This window comes from Streptomyces botrytidirepellens, assembly GCF_003721215.1.
GTDB classification, from domain to species: Bacteria; Actinomycetota; Actinomycetes; order Streptomycetales; family Streptomycetaceae; genus Streptomyces; species Streptomyces himastatinicus.
The window spans coordinates 1-18,809 of record NZ_RIBZ01000299.1 but is presented as its reverse complement, the minus strand read 5'-3'; the positions used below and the strand labels follow the sequence as shown (position 1 = coordinate 18,809).

The following is an 18,809-nucleotide window of genomic DNA, read 5'->3' as shown; positions in this document are numbered from 1 at the left end:
CCGGGGCACCGGTGCGTTCAGCCGGTCTGTCAGTCCTCGTCGCCGACCGTGTGGCCGAGCAGATGAAGTGGCGCGGCGCTCACCCCGGCCGCCTCGACCGCATCCCAGTAGGCGTGTGCGTGGGAGGCGTCGACCAGCCCGTGGACCAGCGGCAGGCCGGGCACGGCGGTGTGCAGCAGGGATTCGAGCCGGCAGGAGGCGACCGTACCCGGCAGCCAGGACCGTTCCGCATAGCCGGAGGCGGCGGCCGGTGGCAGGTCGTCGGCGATGTGCCGCTCGGTGTCGCCGACCGCGAGCAGCCCGCCCCCGACCGTCAGCACATCGCGCCGCCCGCGCATCCGGTCGAGGGCGCGTGCGGTGTCGAAGCAGTGCGGGAACGAGTCGTCGACCACGACGGTCCCGGCGCGCAACCGGTCGACGTCGAGGACGGCCGTACTGCCACTGACGGCCGTGACGATCAGATCGGCCTCGTACACCACATCGGGCAGCCCCGGGGCGGACTCGGCCGTCTCCACCGACCCGGCCAGCCCGTTGCCGCGCAGCTCCGCGCCGAGCGTGCGCAGACGGGGCGCGCTGCCCGCGACGTCGCACAGCACCAGGCGGGCGGGTGGGCGCGGGGCGACGCCGAGGAGCAGATGGAGGGACGAGGTGCCGATCGAGCCGAGCCCGACCATGGCGACGGTGAGGTCCGCGAGGTCGTGTCCCGCCGCCGCGAGCGCGGCATGGACGGTCTTGACCACGGACACGGCGGTGGCCGCGTGGCCGGTGGTCACCGTCGTCGCCCCGCTGGTGGCGCGTACCACCTCGAATCCGTAGCCGGTGTGCGCGGGGATCATCCCGGCCAGCGAGACGCAGCGCGCGCCGAGGGAGGCGGCGTGGGCGACGGCGCGGGCGGTGTGTCCGGTGAGCCCGTTCCCCGGGGCCAGTTCGTCGGCGAACAGCGGCAGCGATACGAACGCGGAGCGGCCCAGCGGTGTGCTGATCTCCTCCAGCAGACGGGGCCCGCCGTCCGGGAACAGCAGGGCCCGCAGGTGTTCACGGGGCAGCTCCTGGGCCGGTACCCCGGCGAGCGCCGCCAGGTGTCCGGGCGCCGGGAGATAGCCGACGAGCGCGGCGTCTGTACGAGCGGAAGGCACGGTACGGCGCGGGCGCGGTGCCACGGCCCCCGTCAGCTCGTCCCGCAGGGTACGGGCGAACGCCTCCGTGGCCGCCGCGTCGAGGGCGGCGGCCGAGGCGCGCACGGTGACGCGCAGACCGTCCCCGACCGGCCGGACGGCCAGGAACACATCGGTGCCCACCGGAGGCGGGGCGAGTTCCGTGTCGTGGTGATCCCAGTCGAGGGTCAGGGACCCGCCGGTGGACGGGCCCAGGGCGGAGAAGTCGAGGTAGCTGAAGAGGAACTGCGTGGCCCGCGGCAGGCCGTGGCCGTCGGACGGCTCGCCACTGGTGGCGTAGGTGCGTGTGGCGGTGGCGTCCTCGGCGACGCGGCGCAGATCGTCGCGGAACGAGGTGGGCGTGGTGTGGTGGCCCTCTTCCGCGACCGCCGGGCGCAGCGGTACGGCGGCGGCCAGCGGGCCGAACAGTCGGCTGATGTCGGCGAGCGCGTGGTCGCGTCCGGTGACCGCGAGCCCGAGGACGAGGTCCCGTTGGCCGGTGAGATCGGCCAGGGCCCGGTAGTAGGCCGTCAGGACGGGGGCGTACGGCGTGGCGCGGACGNCCCGGTAGTAGGCCGTCAGGACGGGGGCGTACGGCGTGGCGCGGACGGCGGTGGCGAGATGGCGCAGCCCCGCCGTCACCTCGGCGTCGAGGGTGAAGCCCGCCGATCTGAACTCCGCCTGCGCCGTGTCGCCGCGCCGCAGGTCGGGCCGCTCGTACGGAGCGTCGTGGCGGGCGCGCCAGGCGGTGGCCGCCGGGTCCGGGGCGGACTGCCCGAGCAGGGCGACGTAATCGCGGAACGTGCTGCGCAGTGGCGGCAGTTCGGGCTGCTCGCCGCGGGCGATCCGGTCGTAGACGGTGAGCAACTCCCGGCCGAACAGGGCCGCGCTGTAGCCGTCACCGATGAGGTGGTGGGCGTGGACGACGAGCGTGTGCTCGTCGGGGGCGAGGGTCAGCACCCGCAGGCGCAGCAGCGGCCAGGCCCACGGTTCGAACCGGCGACGGCGTTCGTCGGCGACCCGTTCATCGAGCAGTTCCGGCGACGCCAGTGTCTCGAAGTCCACCGGGAGCCGCAGCGCGGGCGGCAGTTCCTGCTGCACCGGCGGACGGGCACCCGCGGGGAAGACGGTGCGCAGCATGGGGTGGCGGACCACGAGCGCGTCGACGGCGCGCTGAAACACCTCGGCCCGCAGCGGGCCGCGCAGCCGCAGTCGGGCGAGCCACGCCGAGCCGGACCCGGGCGCGATGGCCTCCGCGACCAGGAACCCGCGCTGGGTGGGGGTGAGGGGGTACGGCGTGATGTCCGCCCCGGCAGAGGAGGCGGGGGCCTGCTGCCCGCCGGCGGCCTCGTCGATGGCAGTGGCCAGCGCGGAGAGCGTGCTGTGTTCGTAGATGACCGTCGGCCTGGGCAGGGTGGTGTCCCCGTCGTGTGTCTTCTCCAGCCGGGCGAACACCTCCAGGACGAGGATGGAGTCGCCTCCGAGCGCGAAGAAGTCGTCCTCGCGGCCGACCCGCGCCACGCCCAGCACCTCGGACCAGATGTGGGCCAGGGTGCGTTCGGTCGGGGTGGCGGGCGGGGCTTCGGCTGTCGCCGCCGTGGTGTCCGTGTCGGGGGCCGATGCGTCGAGTCGGCGGCGGTCCACCTTGCCGTTGCCGGTGATGGGCAGCGCATCGACGTACTGGAAACGGGCCGGGAGCATGTAGTCCGGCAGTGTGCCGCGCAGATGGTCGCGGAGCCGTGCCGGTTCGGGCCGAGGCCCGCCCGGCAGGGGTTCCACGAAGGCGGTCAGGCGGCCCTGCTGATGCAGTACGGCGGCCTGTGCGACGCCGGGGTGGGTGTGCAGCACCGCCTCGATCTCGCCCGGTTCGACCCGGTGGCCGCGGATCTTCACCTGGTCGTCGAGGCGGCCGAGGAACTCCAGTACGCCATCGGGCCGCCTGCTCACCCGGTCACCACTGCGGTACCAGCGCCTTCCCTCGCGCTCGGTGAACGCCGCCGCTGTCCGCTCGGGGTCCCCGAGATAGCCCGGCGTCAGCCCCGTGCCGCCGATGAGCAGTTCACCGGGTTCGCCCGGGGCGCAGCGGTGTCCGTCCTCGGCCACCACCGCCACCTCGGTACCGGAGATGGGGCGCCCGATCGGCAGCCGGCGCACCTCGTCGCCGGGGCGGGTGTCGATGAGGTGGCAGGTGGCGTTGATGGTGGTCTCGGTGGGCCCGTACAGGTTCGCGATGCGGTGGCCGGGCCCGAACAGGTCGTACCAGCGGCGGACATGCGCGGCGGGCAGCGCCTCACCGCCGACGTGGATCCAGCGCAGCGCCGAGAGGTCGGGCCGCGGCGCACCACGCCGCACCCGGGTCTCGGCGGCGGTGAGCAGCCGTTCCCAGAGCGTCGGCACCGAACTCCACACGGTGATCCGGTCCCGTACGACCCGGTCCAGCAGCGCCTCGGGGTCGCGGACGAGGTTCCGCGGCAGGGTGTGCACGGTGGCGCCGACCAGCAGCGGTGCCAGCAGCTGGCGTACGGACGCGTCGAAGCACACGGACGCGGTCTGGGCGAGTCGGTCGCCCGCCCGGTAGCCGAAGGTGTCCACGGCCCAGTCCAGGTAGTTCACCATCGCCCGGTGAGTGATGGGTACGGCCTTGGGGCGGCCGGTGGAGCCCGAGGTGAAGATGGTGTAGGCGATCGCGTCGGGATCGTCGGGGTTGTCGGGGTTGTCGGGTGCGGGGACGGGGGCCGGATCGGGGGAGGGGGACGGATCGTCGAGGGCGACGGCGGTCACCTCGTCGAACGCGTCGGCCATGGCGCGGGTGGCGGCGTGGCACACCACGGTCCGGGCCGTGGTGCGGTGGAGCTGGTCGGCCAGGCGCGCGGCGGGGTGGGTGGCGTCCAGTGGCACCCACCCGGCCCCGGCCCGCAGGATGCCGACGACTCCGACGACGGTGTCGGCGCCCGGCTCGGTGAGCAGGCCGACCAGATCGCCGGGACCGACGCCACGGGTGCGCAGTCGGGCGGCCAGGGTGGCGGACGCGCGGTCGAGTGCCGCGTAGGTCAGGGTGGCTTCGCCGGTGTCCACCGCGACTTGGTCGGCGGCCGTCCGGAAGCGTGCGCACAGGCGGGCGACGATTCCGCCGCGCCCGGTCCCGGGGGTGGATGTGGTGAGTTCGGTGAGTTCCGCGAGGTGTTCGCGGGCCAGGCGCTCCACGGTGGCCGGGCTGAACAGCCGGGCCGGGACGTTCCAGGCGAAGTGCAGGGCCCCCTCGCTCTCCCAGCACAGCAGCCCCAGGCGCGTGGCGGCGGAGGCGGTGCGCGCCGCGGCCGGGCGTACGGTGACCGGACAGTCGGGGTCCGCGGTGACGGGGAAGCGGGCGAAGCTGAACCCCGCCGGGGAGGGCGTGCGCGGCCGGGACCCGGCGGCGGGCAGCAGCCGGGCGATGTCGAGGCCGGTGAGTCGCGCGTGCCGCTCGGCGTCCAGCCAGATGTCGCGCAGCCGCTGCGCCAGGGCGGGCACCGGCTCGTCCGGGTCGACGGTGGCCAGGAGCGGCAGCGTGTCGGCGAGCGGGCCGACCAGCCGGTCGAGCCCGGCGAGCCGCAGCTCACGACGGGCGCGGGCGACGTTGACCGCGATGGCCCGCTGCCCGCTCCACCGCGCCAGACAGCGCGCGTACGCGGCCAGCAGCAGGTGGAACAGCGAGACGCCGTGGGCGGCGGCGCAGCCGCGCAGCGCGGCGGTGAGGTCGGGGTCGGTGGCCACCTGGTGTGCGGTGAGTGGCGCGGCGGGGGGCGCGTCGGGGTCGCCGTCCCAGGGCAGGTCCAGGGGCTGTGTGCGGTCGGCGAGCTGGTCGTGCCAGTACCGGCGGTCCTCGGTGGCCTCCGGGGAGGAGCGTTCCGCTTCGACGGCGGTGGCGTATTCGGCGAAACCGGCCTGGAGCGGGGGCAGTTCGGGGGAACGGCCGTGCGCGAGCGCCGTGTACACCGACCACAGCTCCTCGCCGAGGACGTTGACGCTGAATCCGTCCGCGGCGGCGTGATGCAGGACGAGCAGGAGATGGGCCAGGTCCGCGCGCTCGCGCACCAGCACGGCACGTACCGGTGCCTCGGTGGCCAGGTCGAAGGGCCGGTTGCACAACGCCTCCTCCAGGTCGGCCGGCGGGCCGCCGTCGGCGTCGCGGACCTCGTACCAGGGCGGTGTGGTGTGCGGGTCGGACGGCGTCACGCGCTGCGTGGGCGCCGTACCGCCGGGGTCGATCCTGATGCGCAGCATCGGGTGGCGGTCGGCGAGGAGCGCGAGCGCCCGGCCGAGCAGTTCGGCGTCCACGGCGCCGCTGACGGTCTGGCGTACGTACGCGTACGCTGCGACCTCGGGGTGCAGCCTGTCGCCCGTGTGGAAGGCCAGCTGTACGGGGGTGAGGGGCAGCGGGGCACCGGCGGCGAAGGCGTCGTGTGTGCGGTCGTCGGCGGGGCCCGGCGGGTGCGTGGGCGGCTGTGTGTCTCCGTGACCGGTGGACAGCTGGGCGGCCAGCTCGCGGATCGTCCGGTACTCGAAGAACAGGGTCGGCGGCAGGGCCCGCCCCAACTCCGCCTCCAGCCGCCGGACGAGATCCACGGCGGAGAGCGAGTCCAGCCCCATGGTGAGGAACGGTTCGTCGTCGGCGACATCGGCGGGCGCCCGGTGCAGGGCCTCGGCGAGGAGGTGGCGAAGGGTGTCGGTGATGGCGGGTGGGGTGGTGTCGGCCTCGGATGTGGCGGGTCCCTCCGCGGCTGTCGTCGGCGCGGGCGTGCTGTCGCTCCTGGGCACGCCGGTCCCGGACGCGGCAATGGCCGACCGTTCGGCGGCCGACGTAGTGGGGGCCGCGACGGCCGGAGCCGACCCAGCGGTGGCCGACGTGCCGACAGGCGATGTGACCGTCGCCGACGCACGGGGCGCCGATCCCACCCCCAGCTCGGCCACGACCAGATGGGCGGCATCGATACCGCAGGCCGTGTGCAGCGCCGCCAGCCCTGCGTCCGTGGCCAGCGGCGCGGGGCCCCGGGCCGCCAGGGCGGCGGTCCGGGGCGACTCACCGGCGGCCATCCCCGTCTCGGCGAACGCGGCGAAGTTCAGCGATTGCCACGGTCGCCCGGCGGCCCGTTCGGCGGCGGCGAACGCGTCGAGGAAGGCGTTGGCCGCGGCGTAGTCACCGAGCGCACCGGCCAGTCCGGGCAGCACAGCCGCGACCGACGAGAACGCCACGCACACCGCCGGGCGGTGGCCGTGCCGCCACAGGGCCCGGGACAGCAGCTGGCTCCCGCGCACCTTGGCGGCCATGACCTCGGCCATCTCCCCCTGCGACCTGGTCCGCAGCGTGCCGGGGCGCACCACCCCCGCCGCGTGGAACACCCCGTCCAGCGGTGGCAGATCGACCATCAGGGCCTCGACATCGGCCTCGACCGACACATCCGCCACGCGATACTCCGCGGTGGCGCCGAGCGCGCCGAGTTCGGCCAGCAGGCGGTCCGCCGGGCGGGCCGAACGGCCCACCAGCACCAGGGTCGGTCGGCCGCGCCCGGCCAGGTCACGCGCGAGCGCGGCGCCGATCCCGCCCGTACCGCCGGTGATCAGGTAGGTGCCGTCGGGCGGCAGGGGCGACGAGGGCGGGGGCCCGGTCGTCACCGGGGCGAGCGTACGGACCAGACGGCGGCCCGCCCGCCACGCCACCGCGCCGCCGTCTCCCGGCGCGTGCGGCCCGAGCACCTCCCGCTCCAGCGCGTCGAGCCGGACGTCCAGGGAGTCGTACGAGGACAGGTCGACGCTGTACGCGGTGAGGCCCGGGAACTCCTCCGGGAGCGCGAGCGTCAGGCCGGTCAGCAGCGCCTGGGCGGGGCGAAGCCGTTCGGTGGCGGCGCCGGTGGCGTGCACATCCTCGGTGACCGCCACCAGACGGGCGCCGTCCTGGCTCATCGGGGTGGACAGGTCCCGCAGCGTGGTCAGTACGGCCCGCGTCGCGCAGTCGAGGTCCGCCACCGCCGCGCCGTCGGCCGCCGCCGGTCCGGCGAGCAGCACGGTGGTCGGCGCGGCTGGCTCGGTGGCGGCGGTGTCCCCGCCCCGCTGCACCGCGATACCGCGCCGCTCCAGCCGCCGGGCCAGCGCGCGGGCCAGCTCGGAGTCGGGCCCGGCCAGCCGGACGGTGTGCGGGGCGTCCGTCGTGTCCCTTTCGGCCGCCGGGGGTGCGTCACCCCAGGCGAGTCGGTGCAGCAGCGGTGCCGCCACGGGCTCGGGCCCCACTGGCTCGGGCCAGTATCGACGGCGCTGGAACGGATACGTCGGCACCGCGACGCGGGCCCGCCCCGCGCCCAGCGCAGCATGGTCCAGCTCCACGCCGCGTGTCCACAACCGCCCCAGGGCCGTCAGCAGCGCCTGCGCGGCGTCGCCGCCCGCGCCAGGGGCGGCCAGCGCCAACGCCTCCGGCGCCGGGTCCTCGCCGCCGCGTCCAGCGGCGACCGAGTGGACCGGTCCCGGCAGGGTGGCGCCGGGGCCCAGCTCCACGAAGGTGTCGTACCCGTCGTCCAACAGGCGCTCCACGGCGGAGCCGAACCGCACGGGCCGCAGGGCGTGTTCGCGCCAGTGTGCCGGGTCCAGGGACGGCTGCCACCGGGCCGTCAGCGTGCTCAGCAGGGGCACCGACGGCGAACGGGGATCCAGGGTGGCGGCGGCCTCGGCGGCGAGCGGGTCGGCCACCGGGAGCATCGCGGGGGAGTGGAAACCGTGGGACACCGAGAGGGTACGGGCCGGAATTCCCTCGGTGGCCAGCCGCGCCACGGCCCGGTCCACGGCGTCCGGTGCGCCGGAAATCACCGTCTGGTCAGGGGCGTTGACCGCGGCGACGCACAGCGCACCCGCCGATTCGTCCAGCACCCCCACGAGGGCGTCCGCTCCGCAGCGTACGGCGGCCATGGAGCCCGGGGCGGCCAGGTCGCGCATCAGACGGCCCCGCTCGGCGGCGAACCGCACCGCCTCGGCCAGGGTGAGCGCCCCGGCCACGCAGGCTGCGGTGATCTCGCCGACGCTGTGCCCCGCCACCGCGTCCGGGCTCACACCCCAGGCGCGCAACTGCCGGGCGAGCGCCACGCCGTACGCGACGAGCAGTGGTTGCGCGACCTCCGTACGGGCCAGATCGGCGGGCGTGGCATCCAGGTCCAGGCACCACTGGGCCAGGGTGCGCCCGCACACCGGGCCGATGAGCGCGGACGCCTCGTCCAGCGCGTGGCGGAACGCGGGCGCGGAACGGTACAGGGCGCGGCCCGCCCCCGGCCGGACGGTGCCCTGGCCGGGCAGCAGGAACACCAGCCGGGGCCGGGCGCGGCCCACCCCGGGGGCGGGGTGGGCCGCGAGGCGTTCGGCCAGGTCGCCCCGGGACACCACCGCCAGGCGGTGGCGGCCGTGGTCGCGGGCGGTGTTGACGGTGGCGCACACATCGCCCTCGTCGAGGCCCGGGTGTTCGCGCAGATGGGCCGCGAGGTCGCGGGCCGCGACAGTCAGGGCGTCGGCGCTGTGCGCCGAGAGGGTCAGCAGATGCGGGCCGTCGCCCGCACGCTCACGCGAAGTGTCGTGCTCACGCGGTGGCGCCTCCTCGAGGATCGCGTGGGCGTTGGTGCCGCCGAACCCGAACGCGTTGATGCCCGCCACCAGCGGGCCTGGGGCCGTCCACGCGCGGTGTTCGCCGACCACCGCGAAACCCTCCGCGTCACGGTCCGCCGTGGACGCGTCGTGATGCAAGGACGCGGGCAACTCCCGGTGGCCCAGGGCCAGGATCACCTTGATCAGGCTCGGCATGGCGGCGGCGTTGAGCAGATGACCGACGTTGCTCTTCACCGAGCCCAGCAGACGCGGCCGCCCGTCGGTGCGCGGGCCGAACGCCTGGCGCAGGGAGCGCAGTTCGACGGGGTCGCCGAGGGCCGTGCCGGTGCCGTGTGCCTCGACGTAGGACACGCTGTCGGGGTCGACACCCGCGTCCCGGTACGCCTGGACGATGATCTCCCGCTGGGTGAGCGCGTTGGGGGCCAGAAGACTCAGCGAGCGCCCGTCGTTGTTCACGGCTGTGCCCCGCAGCACGGCCAGGACCGGGTCGTCCGCGCGGAGCGCGTCGTCCAGCCGGGCGAGCACGATCGCCGCGCCGCCCTCACCGGGGACGAACCCGTCGGCCGCGGCGCTGAAGGCGCGGCAGCGCCCGGTCGGCGACAACACTCCCGCCTGCTCCAACAGCCGGTGGCCGGTCGAGGTCAGCGCGAGGTTGACCCCGCCGACGACGGCGAGATCGCACTCGCCGGACTGGAGACTGCGCCGCGCCAGGTGCAGCGCGACCAGCGCCGAGGAGCAGGCGGTGTCGACGGCGAGGGCCGGACCGGTCAGGTCCAGGCTCTGCGCCACCCGGGCAGCGACGAGGTTGGGAAGGTTGCCGGTCAACGCGGCGGGCGGCAGCCCGCCCTCCGGGCCGAACGCCCGCTCCAGCACCTCGCGGTAGCCGCTCTCCCCGGTCGCCGCGAACACGCCGACGCGGCGGCCCGCCCGTCGCGCGCCCGCGTAACCGGCGCGCTCCAGGGCCTCGTGGGCCAATTCCAGAAAGATCCGGCCCTGCGGATCGGTCGCGGTCGCCTCCTGTGCGTCGATGCCGAAGTACGCGGCGTCGAAACCGGCCGGATCGGCCAGAAAGGCGCCCCACCGGGCGGTGTCCCCGGGCCGGGTGCCCCACCGGGTGGCCGGTACGGGACCGACGGCGTCGTGGCCGGCCACGAGCCGTTCCCAGAAGGCGTCCGGGGTGTCGGCCCCGGGAAACCGGCAGGCCATGGAGACAACGGCGACCGCCCCCGGATCGCCTGTGGCAGGGCGGGGACGAGCGGACTCCGGCCGTTCACCGCTCCGGGCTGCCACCAGGTACTCGGTGAGCGCGGCGACCGTGTCACGGTCGCGCAGCACACCTGGAGGTACGGAGACACCGAAGGTGTCCTCCAGCGCGGCGAGCACCTCCATCGCCTTCAGCGACGAACCGCCGATGGCCAGGAACCGGTCATGCGCCCCGATGGCGCCCACGGGCCGCCCCAACACCCGAGCCCAAACCCCCGCGACAATCCCGGCCACCTCCTCCCACGACGGGACCGCCCCCGCGCCCCCGGCGGTGCCGCTTGCCTCGGCGCGCCCCTCCTCCGGAGGGGCCACCGCACCGGCGGGCGCGGGCGTGGCGACGCACCACCGCGCCTCCACCGTCGCGTACGCCCCCGCCTCGTACCGCTCGCGCATCGTGCGGCGGCGTAGCTTGCCGCTCGTCGTCCGGGCGAACGCGCCCGGTGGCAGGGGCAGTACGCGTACGTCGTCGTGGGCCAGGGCCTGGCGTACCCGGGCCGTCACCTGGGCGAGTACGGGGGCCGCTTCCCTCGGCGGTCGGGGCCACCGTACGAAGACGACCACCCGCTCCGTGCCGTCGACCGGGTCGGTGGAGCCGACCACCGCGGCCAGCGGGGTCGGCAGGCCGGGAGTGGCGGCGGCTACTTCTTCCAGGTCCGGGGCGTGGAAGGTGCGGCCGTTCACGAACACCACGTCCTTGTCGCGGCCGGTCACGCACAACCGGCCGTCGGCCAGGAAGCCCAGGTCGCCGGTGCGCAGCCAGCCGTCGGCGAAGGTGGCGGCGGTGGTGTCTCGGGCCCCGTGGTAGCCGCGTGCCACCTGGGGGCCGCGCACCTGGACGTGGCCGACCCGCCGGTCGCCCAGGGGGCGGCCCGCGTCGTCCGCGATGCGCACCTCGCAGCCCGGCACCGGCAGGCCGACGTCCATCAACTCCACCGCGTCCGGGCCCGGGGCGGTGTCCACCGCGCGGCCCCGGCTGAGGGCCGTGCGGTCCAGTACGCGGGGCGCCGCCACCTCGCCGAGGGGCGGGAAGGTGACCGCCAAGGTGGCCTCGGCCAGGCCGTAGACCGGTTGCGGGGCCCGGGCGTCAAGCCCGGAGAACCGGGCCTTGGCCACGAACCGCTGCCACACCGCCCGGGCGATCGGCTCGGCGCCCACCAGCATCAACCGCACGGCGGACAGGTCGAGTCGGCGGTACACCTCGTCGGGGATCCGCCGTGCGGCCAGCGCGAGGGCGAAGTTGGCCGCGGACAGGACCGTGGCCCGGTGCCGGGCCGCCGTCTCCAGCCACAGCGCGGGCCGTTTGGCGAACGACAGCGGCTCCAGCCGCACCTGCTTGGCGCGGGCGGCGAGCGGGGCCAGATGGGTGCCGATGAGCCCCATGTCGTGGAAGTACGGCATCCAGCTCGCCACCACATCGCCGGAGGTGAGGGCCGCGGCGGTACGGATCTGCGCCAGGTTGGCCAGGACGCAGGCGTGGGTCAGCTCCACGCCCTTGGGCGCGCCGGTGCTGCCCGACGAGAACTGGAGGAAGGCCACGTCACCGGGGGCGGCCTCCGGCAGGAGGCCGGGCGGGCGCCCCTGCCGCAGCGTCTCCAGCCGCAACGGCCGTACGCCGGAGGGGAGTTCGGTCAGCAGGGAAGCGGTGGTCCCGTCGACGGTCACCGGTGGGCGGCCGAGCAGTTCCCACACCGGCAGCACCCGCCCCGCATGGGCCGCCAGTGGCACCGGGACGAGTCCCGCCGCCAGCGCGCCCCAGAACATCGCCTGGAAGTCGTCACCGCGGTCGGCGAGCACGGGGACACAACTGCCGGGGGCCACACCGGCCGCGCGATAGCCCCCGGCCACGCGCAGCGCGTCGTCCCGCAACTGCGCGTACGTGACGGTCCGCTCGCCACCGTCTCCCCGCACATGCACCAGCACCTGGTCGGGAGCCACCTCGGCGGCGTCCAGCAAGACGCGCAGGAGCGTGGTCTCGCCATTCGGTCCGGACATCAAGGCTCTCCTCGTTCGCTCGCTTCCACCCTGAGGGAGGGGCGAAGGGGAGCACCAGGTTCCGGCCATGGACGACCGATCGGAGAGCTACGACGGCGTCGCGGCCGCGTCCGTCCGGGACGCTGCGGGCGCCACCGGCTCGCCGCCCCGCTCCTCCGGCAGCTTCAGCAGCAGCGTCAGCACGAAGGCCACCAGGTACAGGGCGAGGAAGACGAGCGTGACCCCTCCCGCGCCGACGAGGGGGAAGAACAGGCTGGCGAGCGCCGGGCCGACGAAGGCCGCGCCGCCCGCGCCCAGGTTGAGCAGGGCCATCGAACCGCCCTTGTTCTCCGGGGCCATCGACGGGATGAGCGCCGAGATGGGCACGAATCCCGCGAGGGTCGCCCCGTAGAACATGCCCGCGAGCACCGCGACCCAGAAGTAGTCCGGGCCGAGCCACACCGGTACGAAGTACAGCGTCGTGACGCTGATCGCGCAGCCCAGGGCGCCGAAACCGGCGATGGTCGTGCGCCAGCCGATGCGGTCGGAGAGGACACCGAAGATGAGGTTGAAGAAGATGTTCGTGCCGTAGATGATCGCCAGCAGCTGGAGCCACTTGTCCTCGCCGAAACCGATGTCGTCGGAGAAGATCCGCGGCAGGTACACCAGCATGCCGAACTCGGGGGCCGTGTTGATGACCCGGACCAGGCAGCCCACCAGGACGCGCGGATGGGTCCAGATGATGGAGACGGAGTTGAGCAGGCTCTGCCCGGTGGTGACCTCCGGCGGCGCCATCCGGTCACCACCGGGCCTCCGCCGCGCGCCGACCAGGGCGATGGCGCCGCCGAGGAGGATGAGGCCGAGCGCGGACCACAGCGTGCCGAGGCGGCCGAACCAGGGGATGGTCAGGCTCGACCACAGCGAGCCGAGGGTGGGCAGGCCGCCCGTGAAGGCGAAGTAGAACCAGCCGACCGCGGTGCCGAGCCGGGCCTTGGGCGCCGTGTTGGTGATCCATACGAGGAAGCCGAACGCGAAGAGCGGGTAGCCGAAGCCCCGGATGCCGTAGAAGACCAGCATCAGCGGGTAGTTCTCGGTGCCCAGCGCGAAGAGCAGATACGCGGCGTCGAAGACGGCCCAGATCACCAGGCCGATCCACATCACCCGGCGCGGCCCCCACACCTGGCAGAGCGCACCGGAGAACCAGGACGCCAGCATGACGGCGATGCCGTACACCGTGATGACGTACCCGGCCCGTACGTCCGTCGCGGCGCCGTGGTCGGCCATGTACGGGGCGATGAAGCCGGATTCGACACCATCGCCGATCATGAACAACAGCACGCCCACATAGCCCAGGACCAAGGCTTTCGGCATCGCTACCTCCACTCTGAGGTGTGTCTGTGGTGTCTCTGAGGTGTGACGGAGTACGACCGCAGATACTCAAGCGCGCCGAGAGAAATATCAAGAGTCTTGGTAAAAATAACGAGCCGCGTTGTTAATTATCCCGCCTCGACCACCCGCACATCGGTCAGCTCCCGCATCTCCCGCAGCAGCTCCTCGTCCACCGGCCCGGTCAGCAGCACATGGTCGAAGGAGTCCACGCTCTCCAGCCGGTGCAGCGCCCGGCGGCCCACCTTGCTGTGGTCCATGAGCAGCACGCTCGTCGCGCCCGCCTGCCGGGCCGCCCGCTTGATGCTGACGATCTCCTGCTCCTGGTGGAACGTCATGCCAGCGGTCATCCCGGAGGTGGACAGCACGGTCAGATCGACGGAGACGCCGCTGATCATGTCGATGGCCGGCAGCCCGATCCACGAGTCATGGGTGCGCGAGTACTCGCCGCCCACGCAGATCAGCCGGATGCCCTCGGCGCCCCTCAGCTCCTCCGTGATCAGACGGTAGTTGGTCACCACGGTCAGCGGCCCCACCTCGGGCAACAGCCGCGCCAGGGCCAGCGCCGTGGTCGAGTCGTCCAGCATCACCGACATGCCCGGGGCCACGAACGACAGCGCGGCGCGGGCCAGCGCCTGCTTCTCGTCGGCGTGCGAGTGCAGCCGGAAGTCCGAACTGGACTCGAAGACCATCGAGGGCTGCGCGGAGACACCGCCGTGGTACTTGCGCAGGATGCCGCGGTCCGCCAGCTCGGCGATGTCCCGGTGGACCGTCATCAGGCTGACGCCGGTCAGCTCGGCGAGCTCGGCCACGGTGGCGTCCCCCCGGGCCAGGACGTGGTCGACGATCAGTTGGTGTCGCTGTTGGCGCGCACCGCGCGAAGACGGGAGAGTCATGGCTCCATCCTGCCGTGTCGATTTCTCACATGTAACCAGTGACAAGTCACACGGAGACTGTTAATTTCGCTGTGACGCAACGACTCAATCATCAGCCAGGGGATCAGGGGTACGCATGGCCGACGCAGTGGTCTTCGACATGGACGGCGTCCTGGTGGAGAGCGAGCATCTGTGGGAGGAGCTGTGGACCGCGTACGCCGCGGGACACGGCCGTTCCTGGGGCCCGGACCAGACCCGTGACGTGCAGGGGATGAGCGCCCCCGAGTGGGCCGCCTACCTCACCCGGTTCTGCGGGGCGGGCGATCCCGCGGAAACCACCGAACGGACCGTGGTCGACGGCATGGTCCAGGCGCTGGCCGACGGGCGCATCGAGCTGCTGCCCGGAGCCCGCGAGATGATCACCGCCACCGCCGAGCGCGGACCCGTCGCGCTCGCCTCGTCCGCGCCGCGCCGGGTCATCGACGCCGTCCTCGTCCACCACGGGGTCGACCACCACTTCAAGGCGACCGTCTCCAGCGCCGAAGTTCCGCGCGGAAAGCCGAGCCCGGACGTCTACCTCGCCGCCGCGAGCGCACTCGGCGTGGCCCCGGAGCGTTGTCTCGCGGTCGAGGACTCCAGCAACGGACTGCGCGCCGCCGCGGCCGCCGGGATGACCGTCGTGGCCATCCCCAATCCGCAGTACCCACCCGCCGAGGACGCCCTCGCGGCCGCCGCCTTCCGCTCCCCGGACCATGGCGCCGTACGCGACTTCCTGCTCAGCAGGCTCGATGCGCGAGACGCCCGGCCCGACAACCGGCCCGAGCCCCGAGGGGAGTGACCGACATGACCACGGTCCTGGTAGCAGGCGACGACTTCATCGCCCCCGACCTCTTCTCCGCCGCGCTCGGCGAGGCCCTGCCCTCGGCCGGGCTGACCTTCCGCACGCTGCGCACCCGCTGGCCGAACGAGCCCTTCGGCCCGGTCGGCGCCGACGCCCACGGAAACGGCGGCGTCAAGGAGGCCAGCGGCACCGAGGACCAGGTGCTGGAGGCGCTCGGTGACGCGAGCGTCGCCCTCACCCAGATGGCCCCCTTCACCGCCCGTGTCATCCGCGAGGCGCCCCGGCTGAAGTTCATCGGCGTGGCCCGCGGCGGCCCCGTCAACGTGGACGTGGCCGCCGCCACCGCCGCCGGGATCCCCGTCACCTTCACCCCCGGGCGCAACGCGGCCGCGGCCGCCGAATTCGCCGTCGGCCTGATCCTCGCCGCCCTGCGCCGCATCACCTTCGCCGACGCGGCCCTCAAGGACGGCGTGTGGCGCGGCGACTACTACGCCTACGAGAACGCCGGCCTCGAACTCGACGGCGCCACCGTCGGCCTCGTCGGCTACGGGGCCATCGGCGCGATCGTCGCCCGCGTGCTGCGCGCCTTCGGCGCCCACGTCCTCGTGTCCGACCCGTACGCGGACAAGGCCCGGGCACAGGCCGACGGCGTCGAACTCACCACCCTGGACGACCTGTTGCGGCGCAGCTCGGTGGTGAGCCTGCACGCCCGGGTCACCCCCGAGACGCGGCATCTGCTCAACGCCGACAACCTCGCCCTGCTGCCCGAGGGTGCCGTCCTCGTCAACTCGGCCCGCGGCGACCTGCTCGACTACGCCCCGCTGCCCGGCCTGCTGGAGTCCGGCCGCCTCGGCGCGCTCGCCCTCGACGTCTACGACGTCGAACCGCCCCCGGCCGACTGGCCGCTGCACCGCGCGCCCAACGTCATCACCACGCCGCATCTGGCGGGCGCCACCCGGCAGACCGCCGACCGGGCCGCCATGATCACTGCCGCCGAGGCCGCCCGATTCCTGCGCGGCGACCCGCTGCGGCACGTCGCCAACCCGGAGGTGCTGACCGGAGGCCGATCATGATCGTCGGAGTGGACATCGGTACGTCGGTCACCAAGGCCCAGCTGATCTCCCGCGACGGCCGCACCACCCCCGCCCACGAGGCCCGCAGCACCGTCTACACCCTGCCCGGACAGCGCGTCGAACAGGACCTGGACGACGTCGTGGGCACCGTGGAGACCGTCGTACGGGCGGCCCTCGCCGACACCGCGGAGATGGACGGCGAACCGGTCGAGGCCCTCGCCCTCACCGGGCAGGGCGACGGCCTGTGGCTGCGCGACGCCACCGGCGCCCCCGTCGGCCGCGCGCTGTCCTGGATGGACGGCCGGGCCGCGGACCGGCTCGACCGGTGGACCGCCGACGGCACCCTGCGCGCCCTGCACGAGCGCACCGGCGTCGGCCTGTTCCCCGGCTCCGCCGCACCTCTGCTGGCCCATCTCGCCGAACACGAGCCGGAGCGGCTGGAGGCGGCCCACGTCGCCGGGTACTGCGTGGACGCCGTCGTCCAGCGGCTGACCGGCGCCGTGACCGTCGACGCCTCCGACGCGTCGCAGCCGTTCCTCGACGTCGCCACCCGTACGTACGACGAGACCGCGCTCGACCTGTGCGGACTGTCCGGCCACCGACGGCTGCTGCCGGACCCGGCGCCGCCCGGCACCCTGCACCGGCTGCTGCCCGACGCCGCCCGGCGGCTCGGCCTGCCCGCCGGACTGCCGGTCTCCGCCGGTCCGTTCGACATCCCCGCCTGCGCCTTCGGCTCGGGAGTCGCCGAACCCGGCGAGGGCAACCTCATCATCGGCACCACCCTCGCCGCCCAGATCCTCGACAGCGAGCCGCGCCCGGCCGCCACCGACGAACCGGCCGGAATGGTCCTGGCCACCCCGTACGAGGGCCGGTTCCTGCGCGTCATGCCCGCCATGATCGGCACCGCGGGCCTGGACTGGCTGCTGAAACTGCTCGACGTGAAGATCGAGGCGCTGGACGCGCTGCTCGTCCAGTCCCCGCCCGGCGCCTCCGGCGTCACCGCACTGCCGTTCCTGTCCGCCAGCGGCGAGCGCGCCCCGTTCGTCGACGCGCGGGCCCGCGGCCGGTTCGACGGACTCTCCCCGCTGGCCGGGCGCGCCGACCTGGTGCGGGCGCTGTGCGAGGCCGTCGCCTACTCGGCCCGGCACTGCATGGACACCCTCGGCGTCTGCGGCTCCATCACCGCGTGCGGCGGCGGCGCGCGCTCCGGGGAATGGGCGCGCATCTTCGCCGGAGTCCTCGGCCGTGACCTGGACGTCTGCGACGACGCCGTGGGCATCCGCGGCGCCGCCCAGACCGCCTGGCACTCCCTGGGCACGCCCGTCGACGCCGCCGCCCGGCGCGCCCCGCGCCGCACCGTGCCCGCCGAGCGCGGGCTGATCGACCACTACGCCGAGGGCTACGCCGACTACCGCCTCGCCCTCGATGCCGCACGCGACGGCTGGAGCACACGATGACCAGGCTCTTCAACGACCCCGCCCGGTTCACCGACGACATGATCACCGGGTTCGCCGCCGCCCACCCCGAGCACGTACGGGCCGTGCCCGGCGGGGTGGTGCGCGCCCGCCCCACCCCCGCGGGCAAGGTGGCCGTCCTCACCGGCGGCGGCTCCGGCCACTACCCCGCCTTCTGCGGTGTCGTCGGCCCCGGATTCGCCGACGGTTCCGTCATCGGCGACGTGTTCACCTCCCCGTCGGCCGCCCGCGCCCGCTCGGTCGCCGAGGCGGCGGAGGCGGGCGGCGGCGTCCTCTTCCTCTTCGGCAACTACGCCGGTGACGTGATGAACTTCGGCCTCGCGGCACGCCAGCTCACGGGCGACGGCATACCCGCCCGCTGCTTCGCCGTCACCGACGACATCGCCTCCGCACCCGCCGACCAGACGGCGCGGCGCCGGGGCATCGCGGGCGGCTTCGTCGTCTTCAAGACCGCGTCGGCCGCGGCCGAGGAGGGCGCCCCGCTGGAGGACGTCGTCCGCGTCGCCGAGCACACCAACGCCCGTACCCGCACCCTCGGCGTGGCCTTCGACGGCTGCACCCTGCCGGGCGGCGAAGCACCCCTGTTCACCGTCCCCGAGGGCCGTCTCGGGCTCGGGCTCGGCATCCACGGCGAGCCGGGCGTGAGCGAGGACGCCCTGGGCACGGCGGAGGAGCTGGCCCGCGCCCTGGTGACCGGGCTGCTGGCCGACCGGCCCGCCGACGCGGGCGACGGCGGGCGCGTCGCTGTCGTCCTCAACGGCCTCGGCGCCACCAAGTACGAGGAGCTGTACGTGCTGTGGGGCGCCGTGGCCCGGCTGCTGGACGACGCCGGGCTCACCCCCGTACGCCCCGAGGTCGGCGAACTCGTCACCAGCCTCGACATGGCGGGCTGCTCCCTCACCCTGACCTGGCTGGACGACGAGCTGGAACGGCTGTGGCGCGCCCCCGCCGACACCCCGGCCTTCCGCCGCGGCGCCCTGCCCGAACTCCCGGCGGAGACCGCAGCCGTACGGCCCGCCGCGGCCCCGCGCCGCCGGGACCGGTCCGCCGTCACCGCGTCCGGCGCGGCCGTCGAGGTCGCGGAGGTGGCCGTCCACGCCCTGCGCGCCGCCCGCGACGTACTGCACCGGGACGCGGAGGCGCTGGGGCGGCTG

At 74.4% G+C, this 18,809-nt stretch carries 7 protein-coding genes; 4 read left to right on the top strand and 3 right to left on the bottom strand.

The genetic code is table 11. The features are described 5' to 3' along the window. Positions 1-29 precede the first annotated feature (29 nt). From EEJ42_RS24890 to EEJ42_RS24880, 3 genes are all read right to left on the bottom strand, one after another. Positions 30-12,026, bottom strand: coding sequence for a non-ribosomal peptide synthetase/type I polyketide synthase (locus EEJ42_RS24890; RefSeq protein ID WP_123103065.1), 11,997 nt, complete (start codon positions 12,024-12,026; stop codon positions 30-32). Positions 12,027-12,113: 87 nt separating this feature from the next. Beyond that, entirely contained in the window at positions 12,114-13,376 is a 1,263-nt protein-coding gene (locus tag EEJ42_RS24885) for an MFS transporter (RefSeq protein ID WP_123103063.1), read from the bottom strand. A 125-nt stretch (positions 13,377-13,501) separates the two neighbouring features. Then, positions 13,502-14,287 (bottom strand): DeoR/GlpR family DNA-binding transcription regulator, encoded by a 786-nt coding sequence (locus tag EEJ42_RS24880; protein ID WP_123103061.1) that lies wholly within the window; start codon positions 14,285-14,287, stop codon positions 13,502-13,504. 115 nt (positions 14,288-14,402) lie between these two features. Here EEJ42_RS24880 and EEJ42_RS24875 point away from each other — a divergent pair, with 115 nt between their 5' ends. The 4 genes from EEJ42_RS24875 to EEJ42_RS24860 form a co-directional block, all read left to right on the top strand. Further along, a complete protein-coding gene (locus EEJ42_RS24875; RefSeq protein ID WP_123103059.1) occupies positions 14,403-15,104 on the top strand; it encodes an HAD family hydrolase in 702 nt (233 codons plus the stop codon). A gap of 5 nt (positions 15,105-15,109) precedes the next feature. Then, positions 15,110-16,180: a 2-hydroxyacid dehydrogenase gene (locus EEJ42_RS24870; protein WP_123103057.1), complete on the top strand. Its 1,071-nt coding sequence runs from the start codon at positions 15,110-15,112 to the stop codon at positions 16,178-16,180. Then, entirely contained in the window at positions 16,177-17,637 is a 1,461-nt protein-coding gene (locus EEJ42_RS24865) for an FGGY-family carbohydrate kinase (RefSeq protein ID WP_123103055.1), read from the top strand. Before EEJ42_RS24870 ends, EEJ42_RS24865 begins: the two co-directional genes overlap by 4 nt. After that, a partial coding sequence (locus EEJ42_RS24860; protein ID WP_123103053.1) for a dihydroxyacetone kinase family protein occupies positions 17,634-18,809 on the top strand: 1,176 nt, incomplete at its 3' end. The genes EEJ42_RS24865 and EEJ42_RS24860, both read left to right, overlap by 4 nt.

Excerpts from the sequence above, each read along its gene's own strand:
- EEJ42_RS24870 (WP_123103057.1), top strand. The coding sequence starts at position 15,110 with ATGACCACGGTCCTGGTAGCAGGCGACGACTTCATCGCCCCCGACCTC.
- EEJ42_RS24865 (WP_123103055.1), top strand. The coding sequence starts at position 16,177 with ATGATCGTCGGAGTGGACATCGGTACGTCGGTCACCAAGGCCCAGCTG.
- EEJ42_RS24880 (WP_123103061.1), bottom strand. The coding sequence starts at position 14,287 with ATGACTCTCCCGTCTTCGCGCGGTGCGCGCCAACAGCGACACCAACTG.
- EEJ42_RS24875 (WP_123103059.1), top strand. The coding sequence starts at position 14,403 with ATGGCCGACGCAGTGGTCTTCGACATGGACGGCGTCCTGGTGGAGAGC.
- EEJ42_RS24885 (WP_123103063.1), bottom strand. The coding sequence starts at position 13,376 with ATGCCGAAAGCCTTGGTCCTGGGCTATGTGGGCGTGCTGTTGTTCATG.